This is a genomic window from Paenarthrobacter sp. YJN-D, from assembly GCF_015040335.1.
Lineage (GTDB): Bacteria > Actinomycetota > Actinomycetes > Actinomycetales > Micrococcaceae > Arthrobacter > Arthrobacter nicotinovorans.
On the sequence record NZ_CP053549.1, the window covers coordinates 1,866,496 to 1,885,652 of the forward strand.

Here is a 19,157-nt window from a genome sequence, read left to right on the forward strand (position 1 = left end):
GGGCATGACCCAGGCGGCTCCGTTCGATCCTTTTTTGGGGGAGCTACTTCTTCAGTTCGCCCACCACGTAGTCGATGCTGGCGAGCAGGGCCGAGACGTCGTCCGGTTCAATGGCTACGAACGTGGCGATGCGCAGCTGGTTGCGGCCAAGCTTGCGGTACGGCTCGGTGTCCACCACGCCGTTGGCCCGCAGGACCTTGGCGATGGCGGCGGCGTCAATCGAATCGTCGAAGTCGATCGTGGCGATGACGTTGGAACGGTCTTCGGCGTTGGCGACAAACGGCGTCGCGTACTCGGAAGCTTCTGCCCATGAGTAGATGCGGTTGGCCGAATCTGCCGTGCGCTTGCTGGCGAAGTCCAGGCCGCCGTTGCTGTTCAGCCACTGCACCTGGGCATCCAGCGTTACCAGGGTGGAGAGCGACGGCGTGTTGTACGTCTGGTTCAGCTTGGAGTTGTCGATGGCTGTCTGGAGGTCCAGGAAGTCAGGGATCCAGCGGCCACTGGCTTTGATGCGGGCGGCCCGCTCCAAGGCGGCGGGGGAGAAAAGACCGAGCCACAGGCCGCCGTCGGAGGCGAAGTTCTTCTGCGGCGCGAAGTAGTAGACGTCCGACTCCGAGACGTCGACGTCCAGGCCGCCGGCGGCGGAGGTCGCGTCCACCAGGACCAGCGAACCTTCGTCGGCTCCCTGGACCCGCTTTACGGGAGCCGCGACGCCGGTGGAGGTTTCGTTCTGCGGCCACGCGTACACGTCAACGCCGGCTTCTGCCTGGGCGGCAGGACGGGTGCCGGGTTCGGACTTGATGATGGAGGACGCATCAAGGAAAGGTGCCTTGTTGGTGGCGGCGGCAAACTTGGAACCGAACTCACCGAAGGAGAGGTGCTGGGCCTTCTTGTCCACCAGGCCGAACGCGGCGACGTCCCAGAACGCGGTGGAACCACCGACGCCGAGGACAACCTCGTAGCCGTCGGGGGCGCGGAAGAACTGGCTCAGGCCCTCCCGGACGGAACCCACCAGGTTCTTGACGGGAGCCTGCCGGTGGGAGGTGCCCAGGATGGTGGTGGCAGCGGCAGACAGGGCCTCGAGCTGTTCCGGGCGGACCTTGGACGGTCCAGCGCCGAAGCGTCCGTCTTTCGGCAGGAGGTCGGCGGGTATGGTGATGCTGTTGTCGCTCACGTGTGGCTCCAAAGGGTATCGGCTCAAGATGGGTCGTGGCAGGTGGCGTCAGCTGCCCCTTCGACACCCCAATTCTGCCTGACATGGCCCGCGCGCAGGAACCTGCCCCTGTCATAGTCCGCCACGTGGAACGCGGACGAACAAGATGCGACCGCAATGGGTCCGGAATTATCCGGAGTAATTCCAAATAAGCTAGGCTGGGGGTTGGCGTTCAAAGGGTGGCGGTGGCACCGCCCACCCCGGTATGGGACGCGGTACGGTGGAGATTACGCAAGAACTGCGTTCGAGGAGAGCTGAGCTGGATGACGGATCTGATCGATACCACTGAGATGTATCTTCGGACCATTTTGGAGCTTGAAGAAGAAAACATTGTGGCTCTCAGGGCCCGCATAGCCGAACGCCTGCGGCACTCCGGCCCCACGGTCTCCCAGACCATCGGGCGGATGGAGCGCGATGGCCTGGTGATTGTGTCCAACGACCGCCACCTGGAGCTGACCGAAGTCGGACGCAAGCGTGCCACCGAAGTCATGCGGAAGCACCGCCTGGCGGAGCGGCTCCTGGCCGATGTCATCGGACTCGACTGGGCGTACGTGCATGATGAAGCCTGCCGCTGGGAGCACGTGATGAGTGAGCGCGTGGAGCGCCGGCTCTATGAACTGCTTGAGCATCCCACCGAGTCACCTTACGGAAATCCGATTCCGGGACTGGAAGCACTGGGAGGCATGGCCGGAACACAGTTCCCCCGGATCGACGTGAACCTCCTGCAGGCCATGGACGGCTACGCCTCCGACTCCCGGGTGGTTGTCACGCGGCTGGCCGAGCCCATCCAGGTGGAGCCGGAACTGCTCACCCAGTTGGATGAGGGCGGAATCCGGCCCGGGGCGCCGGTCTCGCTCGAGCGCGTGGGCGAGTACATCTCCGTCCGGGTGCCCGGCATCGAAGGAGCCTTGGAGCTCCCGCCTGAAGTTGCGGCGCACGTCTTCGTGTCCCTCAACTGACAGCCTTCCGGTCCGACAACCCTCCCGGCAGTGTCAAACCTCACTTTGAGAGGCTTTGGCGCGCGTGTGACCTGCGGTTTTTCGAAATTGATGATAATGGCCCGCCGCCGCAGGCGTCTTTCTGTTGATAACGAATTTATTACCAAGGGCCTTAATCCCCTATAGTTATCTACTAGCGCTGATACCAAAGCGTTACCTGATCCGGAGCCGAGCTCTGCCAGCGGATCGGGTGAACCATCACCACTGGCAGAGGCGGGGGAACCACAAGCGGCTGTCTAAAGAAGCAGCCTTGGGGTGAAGTCCGCAGCAGAAGTGCCCATTGATGCAAGTCCCTCCTTGGATACCTGTGTGCCGTGAGCGCTTCGTGCGGACCGGGTCTTTGAACTCTCTGACCCGAATCCGACAGCTAACTTCGCAGGCTTTTCAGAGAGGAACAGAGTTTGACATCGCAGAACGTCAGGGGCCGCCGCCGTGCGTCCGGCCCCGCTACTGAGCTGCGGCCAGCCCGCGTCGTAACGGAGATCCGGCCCCGCGACACCGAACGCCAGGTGCGCCGCCGTAAGAGCCCGTTGCGCCAGGTTGCCGACTTCGCCGCAGCAAGTGGCGTCGGGCAGAAGGCCGGAGTTGCGCTTGCCGCCACCGGACTTGCCCTGACTGTCGGCCTGCCGGCCACCAGCCCCGTCATGGCCACCTCGGAATCGGGACAGTCCGAATCTGCCCTGGCCGTTGGCGGCACTGTCGGAAGCCAGCCCGAAGTTTCCGCGGCAGCATCAGCCAAAATCGACTTCAGCCGCGCAGCTGTAGCCACCGCTGCGGACCCTGACGGAAAGCTGAAGCAACTGCTCAGCGCCCAGTCGGCCGGCAGCATCCAGCGTGCTTCTTCCGTGGGCACCCTGGGCAGCCCCCTCGACACGCTCACCACCGCTTCCCCCTTCGGTTACCGCGTCAGCCCCCTCACGGGCGGCACCGGCGACTTCCACCGCGGCCAGGACTTCGTGGCCCAATGCGGAACTGCCGTGCATGCAGCTGCAGCAGGCAAAGTGACTTTTGCCGGGTGGCACGAGTACGGCGGAGGAAACCGCGTGGTTGTGGATCACGGCAACGGCCTGGAGACCACGTACAACCACCTGTCGTCCTTCAACGTCCAGGTGGGCCAGACGGTCAACCGCGGGGACACCGTAGCCCTGAGCGGCACCACAGGCGCCTCCACCGGCTGCCACCTCCACTTCGAAGTACAGGTCAACGGCGAGGTCGTTGACCCCATGGGCTGGCTCTAAGCCAGTTGATGGTGCTCTCTCGCATTGATGACAGGCCTCGTGACCTGAATGTGACATTCGCTTTCAATTGTTATAACCTTCAGAGCGCATCGGCTTTTTAGGGGGCCGGTGCACTTGAGTGGATTGCCTAGCTCTGCCACCACTCGAGGTCCGTTCGCAAAATCGTCTGGCAGGGGCGGGGGAACCACTTCTGGTCTTCGAATGAAGGCCTTGGGGTTAAGTCGCAAAGTTTCCCAGTGAAGCAGCGCGGCCGGATGACTCCCATCCGAATCCGACAGCTCACCTCGCAGGCATTGGGAGAGGCTACCTACGTGTCATCACGCACTACCCCTGCGCGCCATCGCGCTGAATCGGTTCGTTCGAACCCGTTGAACACTCTTTCGAAGGCTGTTTCCTCGAACGCCGGTACCGTTGGCCGCCAGGCCGCCGTGCTGGCAGCAGCCTCAGGCCTCGTCCTTACTGTCGGGTTGCCGGCTCACGCCGCTGACACCGACGTCTCCACCTCGGAAGTCTCCAGCACCCAGCAGCTGGCTGCCACCGCGGTGGTCACCGCAGAGCCAACAGCCACCGTCTCCTTCGAGAGCCCCGTCGTGGCCACCAAGGAAGCCCCCAAGGTTGTCCAGCGTGCGGCCCAGGTCACAGAGCGCACGGCGGATGAAGCCACTGCAGTCACTGCCCAGTCCTCCGAAGCCAAGGAGTCCGCCTCCAGCGCGGCAGCATCCGGGCTCGCAGCGATTGCCTACACAGGAATCGGCTCGCCTTACGTATGGGGCGGCACTACTCCGAGCGGCTGGGACTGCTCCGGCTTCACCCAGTGGGTCTACGCCCAGGCCGGCATCAGCATCCCCCGCGTCAACGCCTGGACGGCCATGAAGCCCACCAGCGCCCCCCAGCCCGGTGACCTGGTCATGCAGAACGGCGGTGCGCACGTAGGCATCTACGTCGGCAACGGCATGATGATCAGTGCTTTGAACCCGGGCCAGGGAACCCTGCTGCACTCCGTGGCCTCCACCGGCACGTCTTCGTTCTTCACCCTCCGCTAGAAACAACCCGATTCGGGGCCGGCTGACGTACCCCTGCCAGCTGACCCACTACCCACAGGTACCCCAACTGCCTGCGGATACGAAAGAGAAAACAATGACCAGTGCACACAAAGTTGCACGGCACCGCGCTGAGGCCCCCAAGACCAGCTCGCTTGCCGTCATCGCAAAGGCCGTCACCGTCAACGCCGGTGGCGTCGGCCGCCAGGCAGCAGTCATCGCCGCAGCTTCAGGCTTGGTGCTGACCAGCGGTATCGCTGCCAATGCTGCTGAGACGAATGTCGACCGCGAATCGACGTCGACGTCCGCCCTCGATGTCCAGTCTGTTGCCCAGGCCACCATCGCTGCGGACTCCACGGTTGCCATCTCTTACGAGCGTCCCGTGGTCACCACCGTGGAAGCTCCGGCTCCCGTGGTTGAAGAGGCTCCGGCAAAGGTTGAGGCCAAGGCATCGACCAAGTCCACCGCCACCGCAGCTCCGGCCACGAACGCCTCAGTGGCCGTCAGCACTGCCACCCCTGCACCCGCTGCTCCGGCTGCGTCCAGCGGACTCGGCGCAGCAATTGCTGCCGCCGCGTACGCCCAGCTCGGTGTCACGCAGGACTGCACCATGCTGGTTACCAACTCCCTTGCAGCCGTGGGTATCCACTTCCACGACTGGCCCGCCGGTTACCTGTCGCTTGGCCGCACTGTCAGTGCAGCCGAGGCACAGCCCGGCGACCTCGCCTACTACGCCAACGGCGGTTTGGCCGGACAGGCACACATTGCTGTGTACGTCGGCAACGGCATGGCAGTCCACGGTGGATGGAACGGATCCACCACGGCACTGTTCAGCGTTAACGTCGGCTCCGGCCCGGTCTTCATCCGCGTCAACGGCTGACAATCAGCTCCCGGAACACCCCGCAGGCAGATGCCTGCGGGGTGTTTTGCTTTAATCACGCGTGAACTTTTGCCGACACTGTGAGCGAAACGACAAATAAATTCGTTGATACGGCATATAAGTGCTTACCCTTGTGTTGTCGATCCACAGCCCGTACATGCAGAGGGCAGCCGGCCCTCGTGCCCCTGACGGGTGCGGCCGTGAAGAGGTACGTGCATGCGCACACTCGTTCTGAATGCTGGATATGAACCGCTGGCGGTAATAACTTTCCGCCGGGCGCTGGTCCTTGTGCTCACTGGGAAAGCAAGCGTAGTGGCCGAAGGCGACGAGCCTGTCGTCGGGCCACAGGAGATTCTCGGACGCCCCTCCGTGATCCTCCTTAACCGCTACATCCGCCCCAAGTACAACAAGATCACTGCCGTGAGTCGCCGCGGGGTTCTTCGCCGCGACGGTCACCGGTGCGCCTACTGCGGGAAAACAGCCCACACCATAGACCACGTACACCCCAAGTCCAGGGGCGGCGCGGATTCCTGGGAAAACCTGGTTGCGGCGTGCTTGAAATGCAACAACGCCAAGAGCGACCACACACTTGCCGAAATGGGCTGGAAACTCCGTTTCAAACCCGGTGTGCCCCAGGGGACCATGTGGCAGATCAAAGAACTCGAGAAACCTGCGCCGGACTGGGACCCGTTCCTTCTGCCGGAATCCGCTGCCTGATCGATTTCTGCTGACCTCCCGCCGTCCGGGTACGCTGGGCGGATGGAGTTCAACGCCGTTGTTTTGGCGGGTGGCAGGGCCACCCGCCTCGGTGGCGTGCCCAAGCCCACCTTGAAGTACGACGGCGGCACCCTCCTTTCGCGCGCACTGGAGGCTGCCCGGGCTGCTGCGGCCACAGTAGTGGTGGGTCCCGGCGAGCACGGAGTGCATTTGCCCGGATCCGTGCTGCTCGCGCGTGAGGAGCCGGCCTTCGCAGGCCCGGCAGCGGCGATCGCCGCAGGGTTGTCGGCACTTGATACGGCCGGGATGAGATCCCCCTGGACGCTTGTTTTGGCCTGCGATATGCCCAAGGCATCGCAGGGGATCGGCCGCCTGTTGGAAGTGCTCGCTGCGCACCCCGCGGTGGAAGGGGTCATGGCGGTATCCGCTGACGGGCGGAAGCAACCGTTGTTGGGCATATACAGCACGGCCGCTCTGGACCGGGAGGTGGCCTCGGCCGTCCGGGGTTCCGGGTTAACGAACTCTTCAGTGTTCAAGCTGCTTGCTAGGCTGAACCTGCTGGACGTTGACGTCCCCGCGGGGTCCACAGACGACGTGGATACGTGGGAGGACGCCGCGGTGCTGGGTATTGACTACGAGTTGGAGGCGGACGTGAAGAGCCAGGAAGAAACGCTCGAGGACTGGTGCCGCATATTGCTGCAGGCGTTTGAGCTTGAGGGCGTGGAAATAGACATCAACGAGGTACTGGCCGTGGCAGGAGTGGCCGCGCATTCGGTGGTTCGCCCGGCCGCGCCGCTCACCACCTTCATTGCCGGCTTCGCGGCGGGAATGGCCCGTGGTATTGGCCAGGCCAGCGATGACGCCTCCATGAAAACGGCCCTGGACCTGGCCCGCAAAATCGCCAAGGAGTACTCGGAGACCGGGACTGACGCCGAATGACGGAGGCCCCCGGCGAGGGCCACCACGCGGCACACACATGGCAGGAGGCCCGGCAGCGCGCGTTCGACGTCGCCACGCCCATACCCCCGGGGCCGGTTTCGCTGGCAAAAGCCCTTGGCCGTACCCTGGCCTCTGATGCCCTGGCTCTCCAGGACATGCCCCACTACGCCTCCTCCGCGATGGATGGGTGGGCAGTGAACGGCAGCGGCCCGTGGATCCTCAGTGAACCCGGTCAGCGTCTGGCGCCCCACCAAGCGAGCCCGATAGTCACCGGCGGACTCATTCCGCCCGGCGCCAAGGCCGTCTTGCGAAGCGAGAGCGGTATCATCACCACCGACGACGACGGCCTGCCGGTTCTCGCGCTTGGCGGCGCCGCCAAGCCGGGGGAGCCCCGCAACGGCCAGCACATCCGCAAGGCCGCAGAAGAAGCGGCCGAAGGTGACGTCCTTCTCAAGGCCGGAACACGCCTGAACCCCGCGCACATTGCCCTAGCGGCCCTTGCCGGCCTGGATCACTTGGATGTTCTGGGAAAGCCCTTGGTCCGCTTCCTCCTGACAGGCTCGGAAGTGGTGGAGCGCGGCATCCCGCAACCGGGTCAGGTCAGGGACACTTTCGGGCCACAATTAGGTGCAGTAGTGGAACTCCTGGGCGGAATCGCCGGCGAACAACTCCGGGTGGGTGACAGCTACGAGGAATGGATGGCCGCGCTTCAGGATACTGAGCCGGAACCAGGCGGACCGGACGCAGAAACAGAGCCGCCGGCCGACGTCGTCATCACGACCGGCGGGACCGGGCGCTCCGGAACGGACCACTTCCGGAGGGCCGTGGCCGAACTCGGCGGCCGCCTGCTGATCGATGGCATCGCGATGCGGCCAGGGCACCCGGCCGTTTTGGCGGAACTTCCTGATGGACGGTTCGTGGTGGGGCTGCCGGGCAACCCCTTGGCCGCGATGATGGCTCTCTTCACTGTCGGGGCGCCGTTGCTTGCAGCCCTCGGGCATGCCCGCCCGGCTGACGTGGGAGAAGTGCCGTGCGGCACCACCATCGATGCTGATCCGGGGCGAACGCGTCTGATGCCCTTCAGACTGGTCTATGGCCTGGCGTCGCCGGCCCAGCACACAGGTCCGGGAATGATGCGGGGATTGGCCGGCGCTGACGGGGTCATGATTGTGCCTCCCCATGGAGTCCAGCTGGGGGAACTGGTCCCTGCTTTCCCTTTGCCCTGGGCGAAGCCGCTGCCCGCGCCGAAGCCGCCGGAGGACAAACCGCGGAAGACGCAGGCCCGGCCTCCGCGCAAGGCTCCCGCGGGTCCTGTCGATTGGAGCGGACTGGACGCCTGACCGCAGGATGCAAGATGCAATGATGGACCTATGAACAGGCACGCTCCCGAACAGGACATCAATGAAGATGACCTGCAAATCCATCCGCCCAAACGAGCCGCAGCAGGTGTCAAGGCCGTCACGGTCGCCCTCGAGCGCGGTTATGCCCAAGCCGGTGTAACCCGGACTGTCCGGTCCATGCTGCGGGTCAACCAGCATGACGGCTTCGATTGCCCCGGCTGTGCGTGGCCGGAATCGATCACCGGCAGGCGGAGCCCGGCAGAGTTCTGCGAGAATGGCGCCAAAGCCATCGCCGAGGAAAGCACCACCCGTACAGTCGGTGCCGGATTCTGGGCTGAACACCCGATTGCCGAACTGGAAGGCAAAACCGAGTACTGGCTGGGCAGCCAGGGCCGCATCGCCGAGCCTGTCGTCATCAGGCCGGGGGACACGCACTACTCACCGATCAGCTGGACCGATGCTTTCGCCTTGATCGGCGAACACATCAATGCCACCACCCCGGATAAGTGTGTGTTCTACACCTCCGGCAGGACAGCCAACGAGACCGCCTTCATGTACCAGCTGTTCGCACGAAGCCTGGGCACCAACAACCTGCCGGACTGCTCCAACATGTGCCATGAGTCCTCAGGCAGTGCATTGAACCCCACCATCGGGATCGGCAAGGGCACTGTTTCGCTGGAGGACATCCACCACTCGGAGCTGGTGCTGGTAGTGGGCCAAAATCCGGGCACCAACCATCCGCGGATGCTGTCCGCCCTGCGGGACTGCAAGAACAACGGCGGCAAAGTGGTGGCCGTAAACCCGCTTCCCGAGGCCGGACTCCTGAATTTCAAGGACCCCCAGTCCCTCAACGGCGTGATCGGTGGCGGCACCACGATTGCCGATGAGTTCCTGCAGATCAAGGTCGGTGGCGACCTCGCGCTGTTCCAGGCCCTGGGCCACCTGCTCCTGGAGGAAGAGAAGCACAACCCGGGCACCGTCGTCGACCATTCCTTTATCGAGAGCCAGACCGAAGGCTTTGACGCCTACCGGGAAGCGCGTTCCGTGCTGGACTGGGCTGAGACGGAACGGGCCACCGGACTCTCGCGCGCGGAGATCACCAAGGTTGCCGGGATGATGGCAGCTTCCAAGGCCACGGTCATTTGCTGGGCGCTCGGGCTGACCCAGCAGCCGCACTCGGTGGACACGCTGCGCGAGATCATCAACCTGCTCTTGCTGCAGGGCAACTTCGGCAAGCGCGGCGCTGGTGCTTGTCCGGTTCGTGGCCACTCCAACGTGCAGGGCGACCGCACCATGGGGATCTGGGAGAAACCCAAGGAATCCTTCCTGGCTGCCCTGGACCAGGAATTCGGCTTCCACATGCCCCGGGACCACGGCTACGACTCCGTGGAAACACAGCACGCCCTGGAAAAGGGAGACGTGGACGTGTTCGTCTCCATGGGCGGGAACTTTGCCGCCGCCGGCTCGGACACGGCGGCGTTGGAGGAGGGCCTGAAGAGGGCCGGGCTGACCGTGCACATCTCCACCAAACCCAACCGCGCCCACATTGTCCATGGCCGGACGTCGCTGATCCTGCCGACACTGGGGCGGACCGACACGGACGACAAGCACCCCAAAGGCAAGCAGTTCCTTTCGGTGGAAGACTCCATGTCCGTCATCCATAAGACACAAGGCAGGCTGGAACCGGTCTCCGAACACCTGCTCAGCGAACCCGTGATCGTAGCCCGCATGGCCCAGGCCACCTTCGGTGACGACCACAGCGTGGACTGGCGTGCCATGGCCGAGGATTACGACGTGATCCGGGACCACATCTCGCGCGTCATACCTGGATTTGAGGACTTCAACGCAAGGGTCCGGACCAAGAACGGCTTCGTACTGCCGAACCCGCCCCGTGATTCCCGCACCTTTGCCACGGATATCGGAAAGGGCCGGTTCTCCGTGCGGCCGCTGGAGTACCTTGAGGCGCCCGAAGGCCACCTGATCCTGCAAACCGTGCGCAGCCACGACCAGTACAACACCACGTTCTATGGCCTGGATGACCGTTACCGTGGCGTCTCGGATGGGCGCCGGGTGGTCCTGGTCCACCCGGACGACCTGACGGAGCTGGGTTTCAATGACCGTGATCTGGTGGATGTCATCTCCACCTTCGCCGGAACCGAGCGCCGGGCCGACAAGTTCCGGCTCATCGGTTACCCGACCGCCAGGGGATGCGCTGCGGCGTACTTCCCGGAAGCCAATGCCCTGGTGCACCGTGAGCTGGTGGCCCGGGAATCAAACACCCCCGGTTACAAGGCCATGACTGTGCGCTTTGTAAACCATGAGGAGAACGGATCCTGACGTGGGACGCGTGACGCAACGCCGCAAGGTGCACAAGTTCGTCCTGGACGGTTCGCCCCAGGCTTTGGAGCATCCCGTCCGTTTCAAGGAAGATGTCCTGGCGGTGGAGGAGCCCCTGGAAATCCGGCTTGGAGACATGTCCTTCTCGGTGACCATGCGGACCCCGGGGGACGACTTTGACCTGGTGGCGGGCTTCCTGGTGTCGGAGGGCATTGTGTGGGAGCCTTCGCAGCTGATTTCCGAGCGTTTTTGTTCAGGGGAGGACGAGAACGGGGTTCAGACATTCAACGTCGTGGATGCCCAGCTCCGTCCTGACGTGGAGCGCCCTGACACGGGCAGGAACGTGTACACGTCCAGTTCGTGCGGCATTTGCGGCACGGACTCGATCGAGGCCGTCCGCAAGTCCTCCCGCCACAGCCCCAAGGAGGACGACGTCACCATCCCCGTGGCGGCGCTGGCCGCACTTCCGGACCGGCTCCGCGAGGCACAGGCGGTCTTTGACAAGACGGGCGGCGTCCACGCTGCCGGACTCTTCCGGATTCACGACGACGGCACCACCGAGCTGCTGTGCCTCCGGGAAGATGTCGGCCGGCATAATGCGGTGGACAAGGTGGTGGGCTGGGCACTGCGCGCCGGCAAGCTGCCCTTGCGCGGTACCGTGCTGCAGGTTTCCGGGCGGGCATCTTTTGAGCTGGTGCAGAAAGCTGCCATGGCCGGGATCCCCGTCCTGGCCGCGGTCAGCGCGCCCTCCAGCCTCGCTGCTGAACTTGCCGTGGAGTCCGGCATCACCTTGGTGGGCTTCAGCCGGGGATCGAGCCTGAACGTGTACGCCGGCCGGGACCGGATAGTCGGGCAGCCAGGTTAAAGCTGGTGGGTGCCTGGGGATAGTGTCCAATCACTTGGCTATTGTCCGCGAACGCCGTAGATTTTATCCATCGATTGGAAGCGCGGCGAAAACCATAAATGCCGTCCACGCCAAGCACGCCGGGGCCGGGTCACCAAGCCTGGCCGCCCAGCCAACGCCCAAAGGGGAAATAATTGCACGACGACCGCCGGATCACTGAACAGCGTCTCGACCGATTTGTTCGGGACCGCATTCTTCCGGCCATTTACGGCAGGGCGATACCGCTTGAACTCAGCAGCTGGGATGTACCCGGAGAACCGGTGCCGGCCGCAGAAGCGATGCGCCAACTGTTCACACCGCAGGAGCCCGGGGCGCCCTGGGGTAAGGCATGGAGCACCAAGTGGTTGCGTCTGCAGGGCGAGGTTCCGCCGGACTGGGGCATGTCCGATGCGACCGCTGTGGAGATCATCGTGGATCTCGGCTTCAACAGCGACGTCCCGGGTTTCCAGTGCGAAGGAACTGCCTGGCGTGCCGATGGAAGCATCATCAAAGCGATATCGCCCCGGAATTACCACGTTCCGCTGAAGCTGCTGGGTGGCGGACAATCCGTTGACTTCTATGTGGAAGCGGCGGCCAACCCGGATGTGGCGCAGGGCTGGTCCTTTGCCCCCACTCCGCTCGGGGACAAGGCCACTTCCGGCGACGAGCCACGGTACCGCCTTGGCAGGATCGCCATCGCCGAGCTCAACGAGACCGTCTGGGAACTCAACCAGGACATCTGGACGCTCACCGGCCTGATGCATGAGCTGCCCATGGAGCTGCCCCGCCGCCACGAGATCCTGCGCGCCCTTGAACGCATGCTGGACATCATGGACCCGGACGACGTCGCCGGTACCGCCGCAGCCGGCCGTGAGGCCCTCAGGGAGGTGCTGGGCCGTCCCGCGTATGCCTCAGCCCACGAACTCCTGGCGACGGGCCATGCACACATCGACTCAGCCTGGCTGTGGCCTGTCCGCGAAACCATCCGCAAGTGCGCCAGGACGTTCTCCAACGTGGTGGCGCTCATGGACGAAGATCCGGACTTTGTGTTCTCCTGCTCCTCGGCACAGCAGATGGCCTGGATCAAGGAATACTTCCCCGAGCTCTTTGTGCGCATCCGCGAGAAAGTGAAGGCCGGCCAGTTCGTCCCCGTGGGTGGCATGTGGGTGGAATCGGACACCAATATGCCCGGCGGCGAGGCCATGGCGCGGCAGTTCGTGGAAGGCAAGAGCTTCTTCCTCAAGGAGTTCGACATCGAATGCCGGGAAGCCTGGCTCCCCGATTCCTTCGGCTATTCCGGCGCGATTCCGCAGATCGTCAAGGAAGCGGGATCCCGGTGGTTCCTCACGCAGAAGATTTCCTGGAACAAGGTCAACCGCATGCCGCATCACACCTTCTCCTGGGAAGGCATTGACGGCACCCGCTTGTTCACCCACTTCCCACCGGTGGACACCTACAACGCCGAGCTTCATGGCCGCGAGCTGGCGCACGCCGAGCGCAACTACCGTGAGCACGGCCGCGGCACCATGTCGCTGGTGCCCTTCGGATACGGCGACGGCGGTGGCGGACCCACGCGCGAAATGGTGGCTGCGGCACACCGCACGGAGAACCTGGAAGGCTCACCGAAGGTCCGGATGGGCACGGCCAAGGACTTCTTCACCAAAGCGGAAGCCGAGTACACCAACCTTCCCGTTTGGGTGGGGGAGATGTACCTGGAGATGCACCGAGGAACCTACACGAGCCAGGCCAAGACCAAGAAGGGCAACCGGCGCAGCGAACACCTCCTTCGCGAGGCTGAGCTGTGGTGCACCACGGCCGCTGTCCGGCTGGGCAACGAATACGAGTATCCCCGCGAGGAACTGAAGCGGCTGTGGCGGCTGGTTCTCCTCCAGCAATTCCATGACATCCTTCCCGGCAGCTCCATCGCGTGGGTCCATCAGGATGCCGAGCGGAATTATGAGGCCATTTCCCGCGATCTTGAACGGATCATCACCCACGCGGCCCAGGCGTTGGCAGGGCCGGGCACCGAGGAGTTCCTGCTCAACGCCGCTCCGCACCAGCGTCATGGCGTGCCCGCTCTTGGCATCGCGAAGATCAGCCACGACGATTCCGTGGTTGAGGTGGACCAGTCCGGCGATGGTTTCGTACTGGATAACGGACTGATCCGGGTTGTGGTGGACGCAAACGGCCTCCTGACCTCCGTGGTGGACCATGCCAGCGGCAGGGAAGCCATCGCTCCGGGGCAGGCCGGCAATCTGCTCGAATTGTTCCGGGACACCCCCAATGAATGGGACGCCTGGGACATCGAGGAGTTCTACCGCCGCAACGTCACTCCGTTGACCCAGGCAGAAGGAATTGAGCTGGAGCGGACACCCAACGGTGCCGTCGTCGTGGTTAAGCGCGCGGTGGGCAGCTCATCCATCACCCAACGCCTGACGCTCGACGCCGGCGCCAGGTCGCTGGGGATCTCCACTACGGTGGACTGGCAGGAACGGGAGAAGATGCTGAAGATCGCCTTCCCCCTGGACGTCCGGGCGGACCGATCGGCCTCGGAGACCCAGTTCGGCCATGTCTTCCGGCCTACCCACACCAATACCTCGTGGGAAGCGGCGAAGTTCGAGATCTGCGCGCACCGTTGGATCCACGTGTCCGAACCCGGCTACGGCGTGGCCATCAGCAACGCTTCCAGCTACGGACACGACGTCACCAGGGCGGTCCGCGACGACGGCGGAACTACGACGACGGTCCGCACCTCGCTGCTGCGTTCGGCCCGTTTCCCGGATCCGGAAGCAGACAGGGGCGAGCACACGCTCGAGCTGTCCATCAGGCCCGGCGCCGCAATCGCCGACGCCGTGGAGGAGGGCTACCGCACCAATCTCCGTCCGCGGTTCGTTACCGGCGGACATGCGGTGGACCCAGTGGTTCTCGTATCCAACCCGGCAATCGTGGTCGAAGCCGTGAAGCTGGCTGAGGACGGTTCGGGTGATGTCATAGTGCGGCTCTACGAATCACTGGGGGAGCGGTCAGTTGCCCTGGTTAAGCCTGGCTTCGATGCCAGGCGAGCCACTGCCACGGACTTGCTGGAGCGCGCCACCGACGCCCCTGGCGTGACGGTGAAGGACGACTCCGCTGTCAGCCTGGCGCTGCGTCCGTTCCAGCTGGTCACGCTGCGTTTTTCCAGGTAAAAAGCGGTTGAGGGTCCTGCACAGAAGCGCAGGACCCTCAACGACTGCCTACTTGGTGGTCAACTCGACGTCGATCGTGTCTTTGAGGATCTGCTCCCTGGCCGGGATCACCGCGTCGAAGTGCTTGATGTCGGCTGAGACCTCTTTGGAAAAGACATTCTCCACTGTGGAGGGCATCTCCTTCACTCCGGCCAGGTAGCGCTTGGCTGCAAAGTCGAACTCGGAGCGGTTTGTACGTATTTGGGCGTTAACTGCCTTGGCGTCATCGGCAATTTTCTGCACTTCCGCCTCCGGGGCGTTGCGTGCCTCAGCATCATCCGCCCTTTTGACGAGGTCGTCCTTGAGCCGGACAAACCCAGCGTAGTTTTCTTCGCCCTTGGCCGTAACTTCGGCGCGTTCCTGCAGCTCAGCCACCTTGTTGTCGAACGTCCGGGCGAACTCCACGTAGGCATTGTTCTTTGACTGCAACAGATCGCTTGCCGCCTTCCGGCAAGGCTCCGCAGCCTGGGCAAGCAGGGTTTGGCGTTCCCGGAGGGTGGATGCTTTCGAGCCGACGAACAGGCCGTTGCATCGGGCCGCGTCGTCATCGCGGAAGAGGCCCTCAAATTGCGGGTAGGACTCCACCAGGCCTTCCATGTAGTCAAAGTAGTCCTCGTGGGATTCGACCAGCTGGTGAACAGCGACGCCGACGGGAGTGTCGACGGAGTCATTCCCTGACTTCAGCTCCTGCAGGGCAGAGCGGGCGGACTTCGATGCCTGCTGGAATTCGTCCTTTTCCTTTTGGCTGTCCCTCACGGCCTGGTCCCGCGAGGCAGGGGCGTTCCGGGCCTTCTTGTAGGCGGCCAGGTACGCATTGGCTGCCGGCTGGACCTTGCCCCTGGCGTCGCCCAGTGCGTTGAGGCGGTCTCCCTTCAACGCGGAAAGGCTTTCGGCCTTTTGCTGTCCGGCGACGTTGTTGACGGCCACAAGGGCGCCGACGGCGATCACCAGCACGGCAAGGACAATGCAGGTCACCAGGATGACGGGGCGGCGGCGTGAGCGGGCGGGTTCGGGTGTGACCCCGGGGTTCTCGTAGGTCATGGCCTATTTCCCCTCCTGGCCGGAGGCCTTGAACTGGTCCAGCCGGGATTTCAGGACACGTTCGAGCTCGGCATTGGCGGCATTTGCGTCGTCGACGAGTTTGGTTGAGCTGGCCTTCACGGCGTCCTCATACGTGGTGCGGACCTTGTTCAGTGCATCATTGATGTCGAGCAAGGCCACTCCCGCGGTGGTGCTTTTGGCGAGGCGTCCGAGGTCATCCGTCGAGTCCAGGACTTCCTGCTGCTTGTCGCGTTGTCCTTTGACGATGCCTTCGATCCCCTGCAGGAGTTGGACCGTGTCCGCATCTGCCTTGTCCTTGGCACCTGCCAAGGCCAGCAGGCAGGAATCGGCCGTCTTGACGTACGCCTGCGCATAGTCACCACCGCTGACGTTCAGGTCCCTGTGGAGCGGGGCGCATGGTCCACCCACAGAACGGGTGATGTTGGCCGTATTGATAAGTCGTTGGTCGTTGTAGGCGATCACCGCTACGTATTGGTCCTTGAACCGCCGGAACGCCTCGGCAATCTCCGGCTCCTGCGCCACGGGAGAAGCGGCCATGGCGTCGAGCCTGCCGGTGTTGGCGGCCGACTCGCGTTTGATCACATCGCTTTCCCGGGTGAACACCTGCTCTTTTTCCTGATCGCCCTCTTCCTCGGCGACCACGTTGGTGTACCGTGCCGTGAACTCCTCAAGCAAGGGGTCGTAAAGGTTCATGGAGCGATCCACGATGCCCCGTTGCTTGTCCAGCCGCTCCACGTCCGCGCGCTGCACTCCGGTTGGCCGGAGAAAGGCGAACCAGGCGCCGAACCCCCCGGCGGCCAAGGCCAGGACCACCACGACAACAATGATGCCTGTACGCCGGGAATTGCTGCGCCCGGAGTCCTTGTTGGTCTCGTCCAAAGTCTGATCCCCCATATTTTTGAAAAGGCTAAACGTCGTGTTGAAGCCGCTTCACGAAGAGCTTGGTACGTTCCTGCCGTGGCGCCCGCAGTACCTCGGCGGCCGGGCCACGTTCGACCACGACTCCACCGTCCATGAAGATCACCTCGTCGGCAACATGCTGGGCGAAGGCGAGTTCGTGCGTCACGATCACCATGGTCCAGCCTTCCTCGGCCAACTCCTTGATGACGCCCAGGACATCACCCACAAGCTCCGGGTCCAGGGCGGACGTGGGCTCGTCGAACAGCAGGAGCTGCGGCTTGAGGGCGAGGGCCCGGACGATGCCAACACGCTGCTGCTGGCCGCCGGAAAGCTCGAACGGATAGGCATCGCGCTTGTCCGCCAGGCCCACGCGTTCCAGGAGCCGCTCGGCCTCCGCGATGGCTTCCGCCTTCGGCCGCTTCTGCACCTGGACGGGCCCCTCGATGACGTTCTTGAGCACCGTCATGTGCGGGAACAGGTTGTAGTGCTGGAAAACCATGGCGCTGCGGTCGCGGAGCGCTGCGATCTCCTTCTTGCCCACCTTGGCCCCGAAATCAATGGTCAGCCCGCTTGAGGCATCGCCGCTGCCGAAGGTGACCGTACCGGCGTCGGGAACTTCCAGGCCGTTGAGCGAACGCAGGACCGTGGTCTTACCGGAGCCGGAAGGCCCGATCAGGGCCACCACCTGGCCGCGGCGGATGGTGATATCGATGTCCCGCAATACTGTGTTGCTGCCGAAGGCCTTGGCGAGGTTCCTTGCCTCCAGGACCATGGATGACGGATCAGTGGGCGACATAGCGGTCCAATCTTCTTTCGACCGCGGACTGCGCCGTGGACAGAACCAGGCAGATCACCCAGTAGACCAGGGCTGCCTGCAGGTACAAGGCCATGAACTCCTGGCTGAAAGCGGCGATCTGCTGGGCGTTCCGGAACAGTTCGGTGACCAGGATCAGTGATGCGAGGGACGTGTCCTTCACCAGGGAAATGAAGGTGTTGGACAACGGTGGAACCGAGACCCGGGCAGCCTGCGGAAGGATGATCCGTACCAGCGTCTGCCGGTTGGACATGCCGATGGTGTGCCCGGCTTCCCATTGGCCCTTGGGCACGGAAAGGATGGCGGCGCGGATGATCTCGGCGGCGTAACCACCCACGTTCAACGAAAACGCGATGATGGCACTGGGCCACGGATCAAGCCGCACACCGATGCTGGGCAGTCCGAAGAAGATCACGAACAGCTGCACCAGCAGGGGAGTGCCGCGGATGACTGAGACATAAAACCGGCCAATGCCGGACAACAACCGGTTGGGGCTCAGGCGCATCAGGGCCACTACCAAGGCCAGCAACAAGCCAAAGGCGAAGGAAGCCAGTGTCAGGGGGATGGTCCCTGTCACGGCGCCGGTGATGAGTGGTCCGAAGGAACTCCAGATGAGGTCCCAGTTCATCTATTTGGTGACGTCCGCGCCGAAGTACTTGTCCGAAATCTTCGCCAGGGTTCCGTCCGCGCGGAGGTCTTCAAGAGCCTTGTCCACGGCCTTGGTGAGCTCGCTGGAACCCTTGCGGAAGACGAAGGCACTCTCAGTCTTGTCCGGTGCTTCGGCTGCCACCTTCAAGCCGGAGTCGGGAGTGGTCTTGGCATAGTCCAGGTAGGTCAGCTTGTCGTTCACCGTGGCGTCCACGCGACCCTGCTGGACCAGCGTGGCGGACTGGGCCCATCCTTCAACGGCCTGGACATTGGCGCCGGCTTCCACGGCCATCTTGTAGAAGTTGCTCGTGAGGGACTGGGCGGTGGTCTTGCCCTTGAGGTCGGCGAAGCTGTTGATGCTGGAGTTGTCCGACTTGGTGACCACTACGCCGGTGGAGATCGTGTACGGGGTGGAGAACTCGTACTTGGCCTTGCGGTCGTCGTTGATGGAGATCTGGTTTGCGATGGTATCGAAACGCTTGGAGTCGAGGCCTGCGAAGATGCCGTCGAACTGGGTCTCCTGGAAAGACGCCTTGACGCCGAGCTTCCCGGCGACGGCCTGCGCAATCTCGACGTCGAATCCGGTGAGGTCGCCGGCTCCCTCGGCGTGGAAGCTGAACGGGCGGTAGGTGCCCTCGGTGGCAATTACCAGTTCGCCCTTGGACTTCACGTCAGAGAGGGAGGTGTCCCCGCCGGACTGCGCCGGCGTTGAGCCACCACCGCACGCCGAAAGAGCGAGGGCAGCGGAAGCCAAGGTGGCGGCAAGGATGGAACGTCGGGTGCGGAGGCTGTTCATGGAGCCATCTTAGTCACCGGAGGGAACGGGCACGGCGGTGGACACCAGTGCCAGGTAAAGGTGCGTTAAAAAGGCTGAGTGGGGGCGGTCCCCAACAGCCCGCCACCACTCATCCCCCCAATTGTGAT

General features: G+C 63.7%; 16 protein-coding genes and 2 riboswitches. Of the genes, 10 read left to right on the forward strand and 6 right to left on the reverse strand.

Features of this window, described 5'->3' with window-relative positions:
* Positions 1 to 43: 43 nt before the first annotated feature.
* Complete coding sequence (serC, locus tag HMI60_RS08845) at positions 44 to 1,174, reverse strand: phosphoserine transaminase (RefSeq protein ID WP_189076048.1); 1,131 nt, start codon at positions 1,172 to 1,174, stop codon at positions 44 to 46.
* Positions 1,175 to 1,476: 302 nt separating this feature from the next.
* On the opposite strand from serC, the gene HMI60_RS08850 reads away from it, so the two are divergent.
* From HMI60_RS08850 to HMI60_RS08895, 10 genes are all read left to right on the forward strand, one after another.
* Positions 1,477 to 2,172, forward strand: coding sequence for a metal-dependent transcriptional regulator (locus tag HMI60_RS08850; RefSeq protein ID WP_018779572.1), 696 nt, complete (start codon positions 1,477 to 1,479; stop codon positions 2,170 to 2,172).
* Between the two features lie 195 nt (positions 2,173 to 2,367).
* Positions 2,368 to 2,608, forward strand: a riboswitch (cyclic di-AMP (ydaO/yuaA leader).
* Between the two features lie 4 nt (positions 2,609 to 2,612).
* The gene (locus HMI60_RS08855; protein ID WP_018779573.1) at positions 2,613 to 3,449 is read left to right on the forward strand and encodes a M23 family metallopeptidase; all 837 of its coding nucleotides are present in this window, start codon (positions 2,613 to 2,615) and stop codon (positions 3,447 to 3,449) included.
* Between the two features lie 124 nt (positions 3,450 to 3,573).
* Positions 3,574 to 3,756: riboswitch (cyclic di-AMP (ydaO/yuaA leader) on the forward strand.
* 4 nt (positions 3,757 to 3,760) lie between these two features.
* Entirely contained in the window at positions 3,761 to 4,492 is a 732-nt protein-coding gene (locus tag HMI60_RS08860; protein ID WP_255520250.1) for a C40 family peptidase, read from the forward strand.
* 94 nt (positions 4,493 to 4,586) lie between these two features.
* Positions 4,587 to 5,369, forward strand: a complete 783-nt coding sequence (locus tag HMI60_RS08865) for an NlpC/P60 family protein (protein WP_039240017.1) — start codon at positions 4,587 to 4,589, stop codon at positions 5,367 to 5,369.
* Positions 5,370 to 5,585: 216 nt separating this feature from the next.
* Positions 5,586 to 6,086 carry an HNH endonuclease gene (locus HMI60_RS08870; protein ID WP_039240018.1) on the forward strand — a complete coding sequence of 167 codons (501 nt, stop codon included), beginning with the start codon at positions 5,586 to 5,588 and terminating at the stop codon, positions 6,084 to 6,086.
* 42 nt (positions 6,087 to 6,128) lie between these two features.
* Complete coding sequence (locus tag HMI60_RS08875; protein WP_193590982.1) at positions 6,129 to 7,025, forward strand: NTP transferase domain-containing protein; 897 nt, start codon at positions 6,129 to 6,131, stop codon at positions 7,023 to 7,025.
* The gene (locus HMI60_RS08880; protein WP_193590983.1) at positions 7,022 to 8,365 is read left to right on the forward strand and encodes a molybdopterin molybdotransferase MoeA; all 1,344 of its coding nucleotides are present in this window, start codon (positions 7,022 to 7,024) and stop codon (positions 8,363 to 8,365) included. Before HMI60_RS08875 ends, HMI60_RS08880 begins: the two co-directional genes overlap by 4 nt.
* Before the next feature lie 30 nt (positions 8,366 to 8,395).
* Positions 8,396 to 10,702, forward strand: a complete 2,307-nt coding sequence (locus HMI60_RS08885; protein ID WP_193590984.1) for an FdhF/YdeP family oxidoreductase — start codon at positions 8,396 to 8,398, stop codon at positions 10,700 to 10,702.
* A gap of 1 nt (position 10,703) precedes the next feature.
* Positions 10,704 to 11,567: a formate dehydrogenase accessory sulfurtransferase FdhD gene (fdhD, locus tag HMI60_RS08890; protein ID WP_018779580.1), complete on the forward strand. Its 864-nt coding sequence runs from the start codon at positions 10,704 to 10,706 to the stop codon at positions 11,565 to 11,567.
* A 173-nt stretch (positions 11,568 to 11,740) separates the two neighbouring features.
* Entirely contained in the window at positions 11,741 to 14,770 is a 3,030-nt protein-coding gene (locus HMI60_RS08895) for a glycoside hydrolase family 38 C-terminal domain-containing protein (RefSeq protein ID WP_018779581.1), read from the forward strand.
* A 48-nt stretch (positions 14,771 to 14,818) separates the two neighbouring features.
* Here HMI60_RS08895 and HMI60_RS08900 read toward each other — a convergent pair whose 3' ends face one another.
* The 5 genes from HMI60_RS08900 to HMI60_RS08920 are packed head-to-tail and all read right to left on the reverse strand — an operon-like array spanning position 14,819 to position 19,029.
* The gene (locus HMI60_RS08900; protein WP_193590985.1) at positions 14,819 to 15,850 is read right to left on the reverse strand and encodes a hypothetical protein; all 1,032 of its coding nucleotides are present in this window, start codon (positions 15,848 to 15,850) and stop codon (positions 14,819 to 14,821) included.
* 3 nt (positions 15,851 to 15,853) lie between these two features.
* Complete coding sequence (locus HMI60_RS08905; RefSeq protein WP_193590986.1) at positions 15,854 to 16,765, reverse strand: hypothetical protein; 912 nt, start codon at positions 16,763 to 16,765, stop codon at positions 15,854 to 15,856.
* Between the two features lie 13 nt (positions 16,766 to 16,778).
* Positions 16,779 to 17,567 carry an amino acid ABC transporter ATP-binding protein gene (locus HMI60_RS08910; protein ID WP_193590987.1) on the reverse strand — a complete coding sequence of 263 codons (789 nt, stop codon included), beginning with the start codon at positions 17,565 to 17,567 and terminating at the stop codon, positions 16,779 to 16,781.
* Positions 17,554 to 18,213 carry an amino acid ABC transporter permease gene (locus tag HMI60_RS08915; RefSeq protein WP_018779585.1) on the reverse strand — a complete coding sequence of 220 codons (660 nt, stop codon included), beginning with the start codon at positions 18,211 to 18,213 and terminating at the stop codon, positions 17,554 to 17,556. Before HMI60_RS08915 ends, HMI60_RS08910 begins: the two co-directional genes overlap by 14 nt.
* The gene (locus HMI60_RS08920; protein ID WP_039240027.1) at positions 18,214 to 19,029 is read right to left on the reverse strand and encodes an amino acid ABC transporter substrate-binding protein; all 816 of its coding nucleotides are present in this window, start codon (positions 19,027 to 19,029) and stop codon (positions 18,214 to 18,216) included.
* Between the last annotated feature and the right edge of the window lie 128 nt (positions 19,030 to 19,157).

Coding starts and splice junctions, on each gene's coding strand:
- HMI60_RS08885 (WP_193590984.1), top strand. CDS start 8,396: ATGAACAGGCACGCTCCCGAACAGGACATCAATGAAGATGACCTGCAA.
- HMI60_RS08905 (WP_193590986.1), bottom strand. CDS start 16,765: ATGGGGGATCAGACTTTGGACGAGACCAACAAGGACTCCGGGCGCAGC.
- HMI60_RS08865 (WP_039240017.1), top strand. CDS start 4,587: ATGACCAGTGCACACAAAGTTGCACGGCACCGCGCTGAGGCCCCCAAG.
- HMI60_RS08900 (WP_193590985.1), bottom strand. CDS start 15,850: ATGACCTACGAGAACCCCGGGGTCACACCCGAACCCGCCCGCTCACGC.
- HMI60_RS08870 (WP_039240018.1), top strand. CDS start 5,586: ATGCGCACACTCGTTCTGAATGCTGGATATGAACCGCTGGCGGTAATA.
- HMI60_RS08880 (WP_193590983.1), top strand. CDS start 7,022: ATGACGGAGGCCCCCGGCGAGGGCCACCACGCGGCACACACATGGCAG.
- HMI60_RS08875 (WP_193590982.1), top strand. CDS start 6,129: ATGGAGTTCAACGCCGTTGTTTTGGCGGGTGGCAGGGCCACCCGCCTC.
- HMI60_RS08850 (WP_018779572.1), top strand. CDS start 1,477: ATGACGGATCTGATCGATACCACTGAGATGTATCTTCGGACCATTTTG.
- HMI60_RS08910 (WP_193590987.1), bottom strand. CDS start 17,567: ATGTCGCCCACTGATCCGTCATCCATGGTCCTGGAGGCAAGGAACCTC.
- HMI60_RS08915 (WP_018779585.1), bottom strand. CDS start 18,213: ATGAACTGGGACCTCATCTGGAGTTCCTTCGGACCACTCATCACCGGC.
- HMI60_RS08920 (WP_039240027.1), bottom strand. CDS start 19,029: ATGAACAGCCTCCGCACCCGACGTTCCATCCTTGCCGCCACCTTGGCT.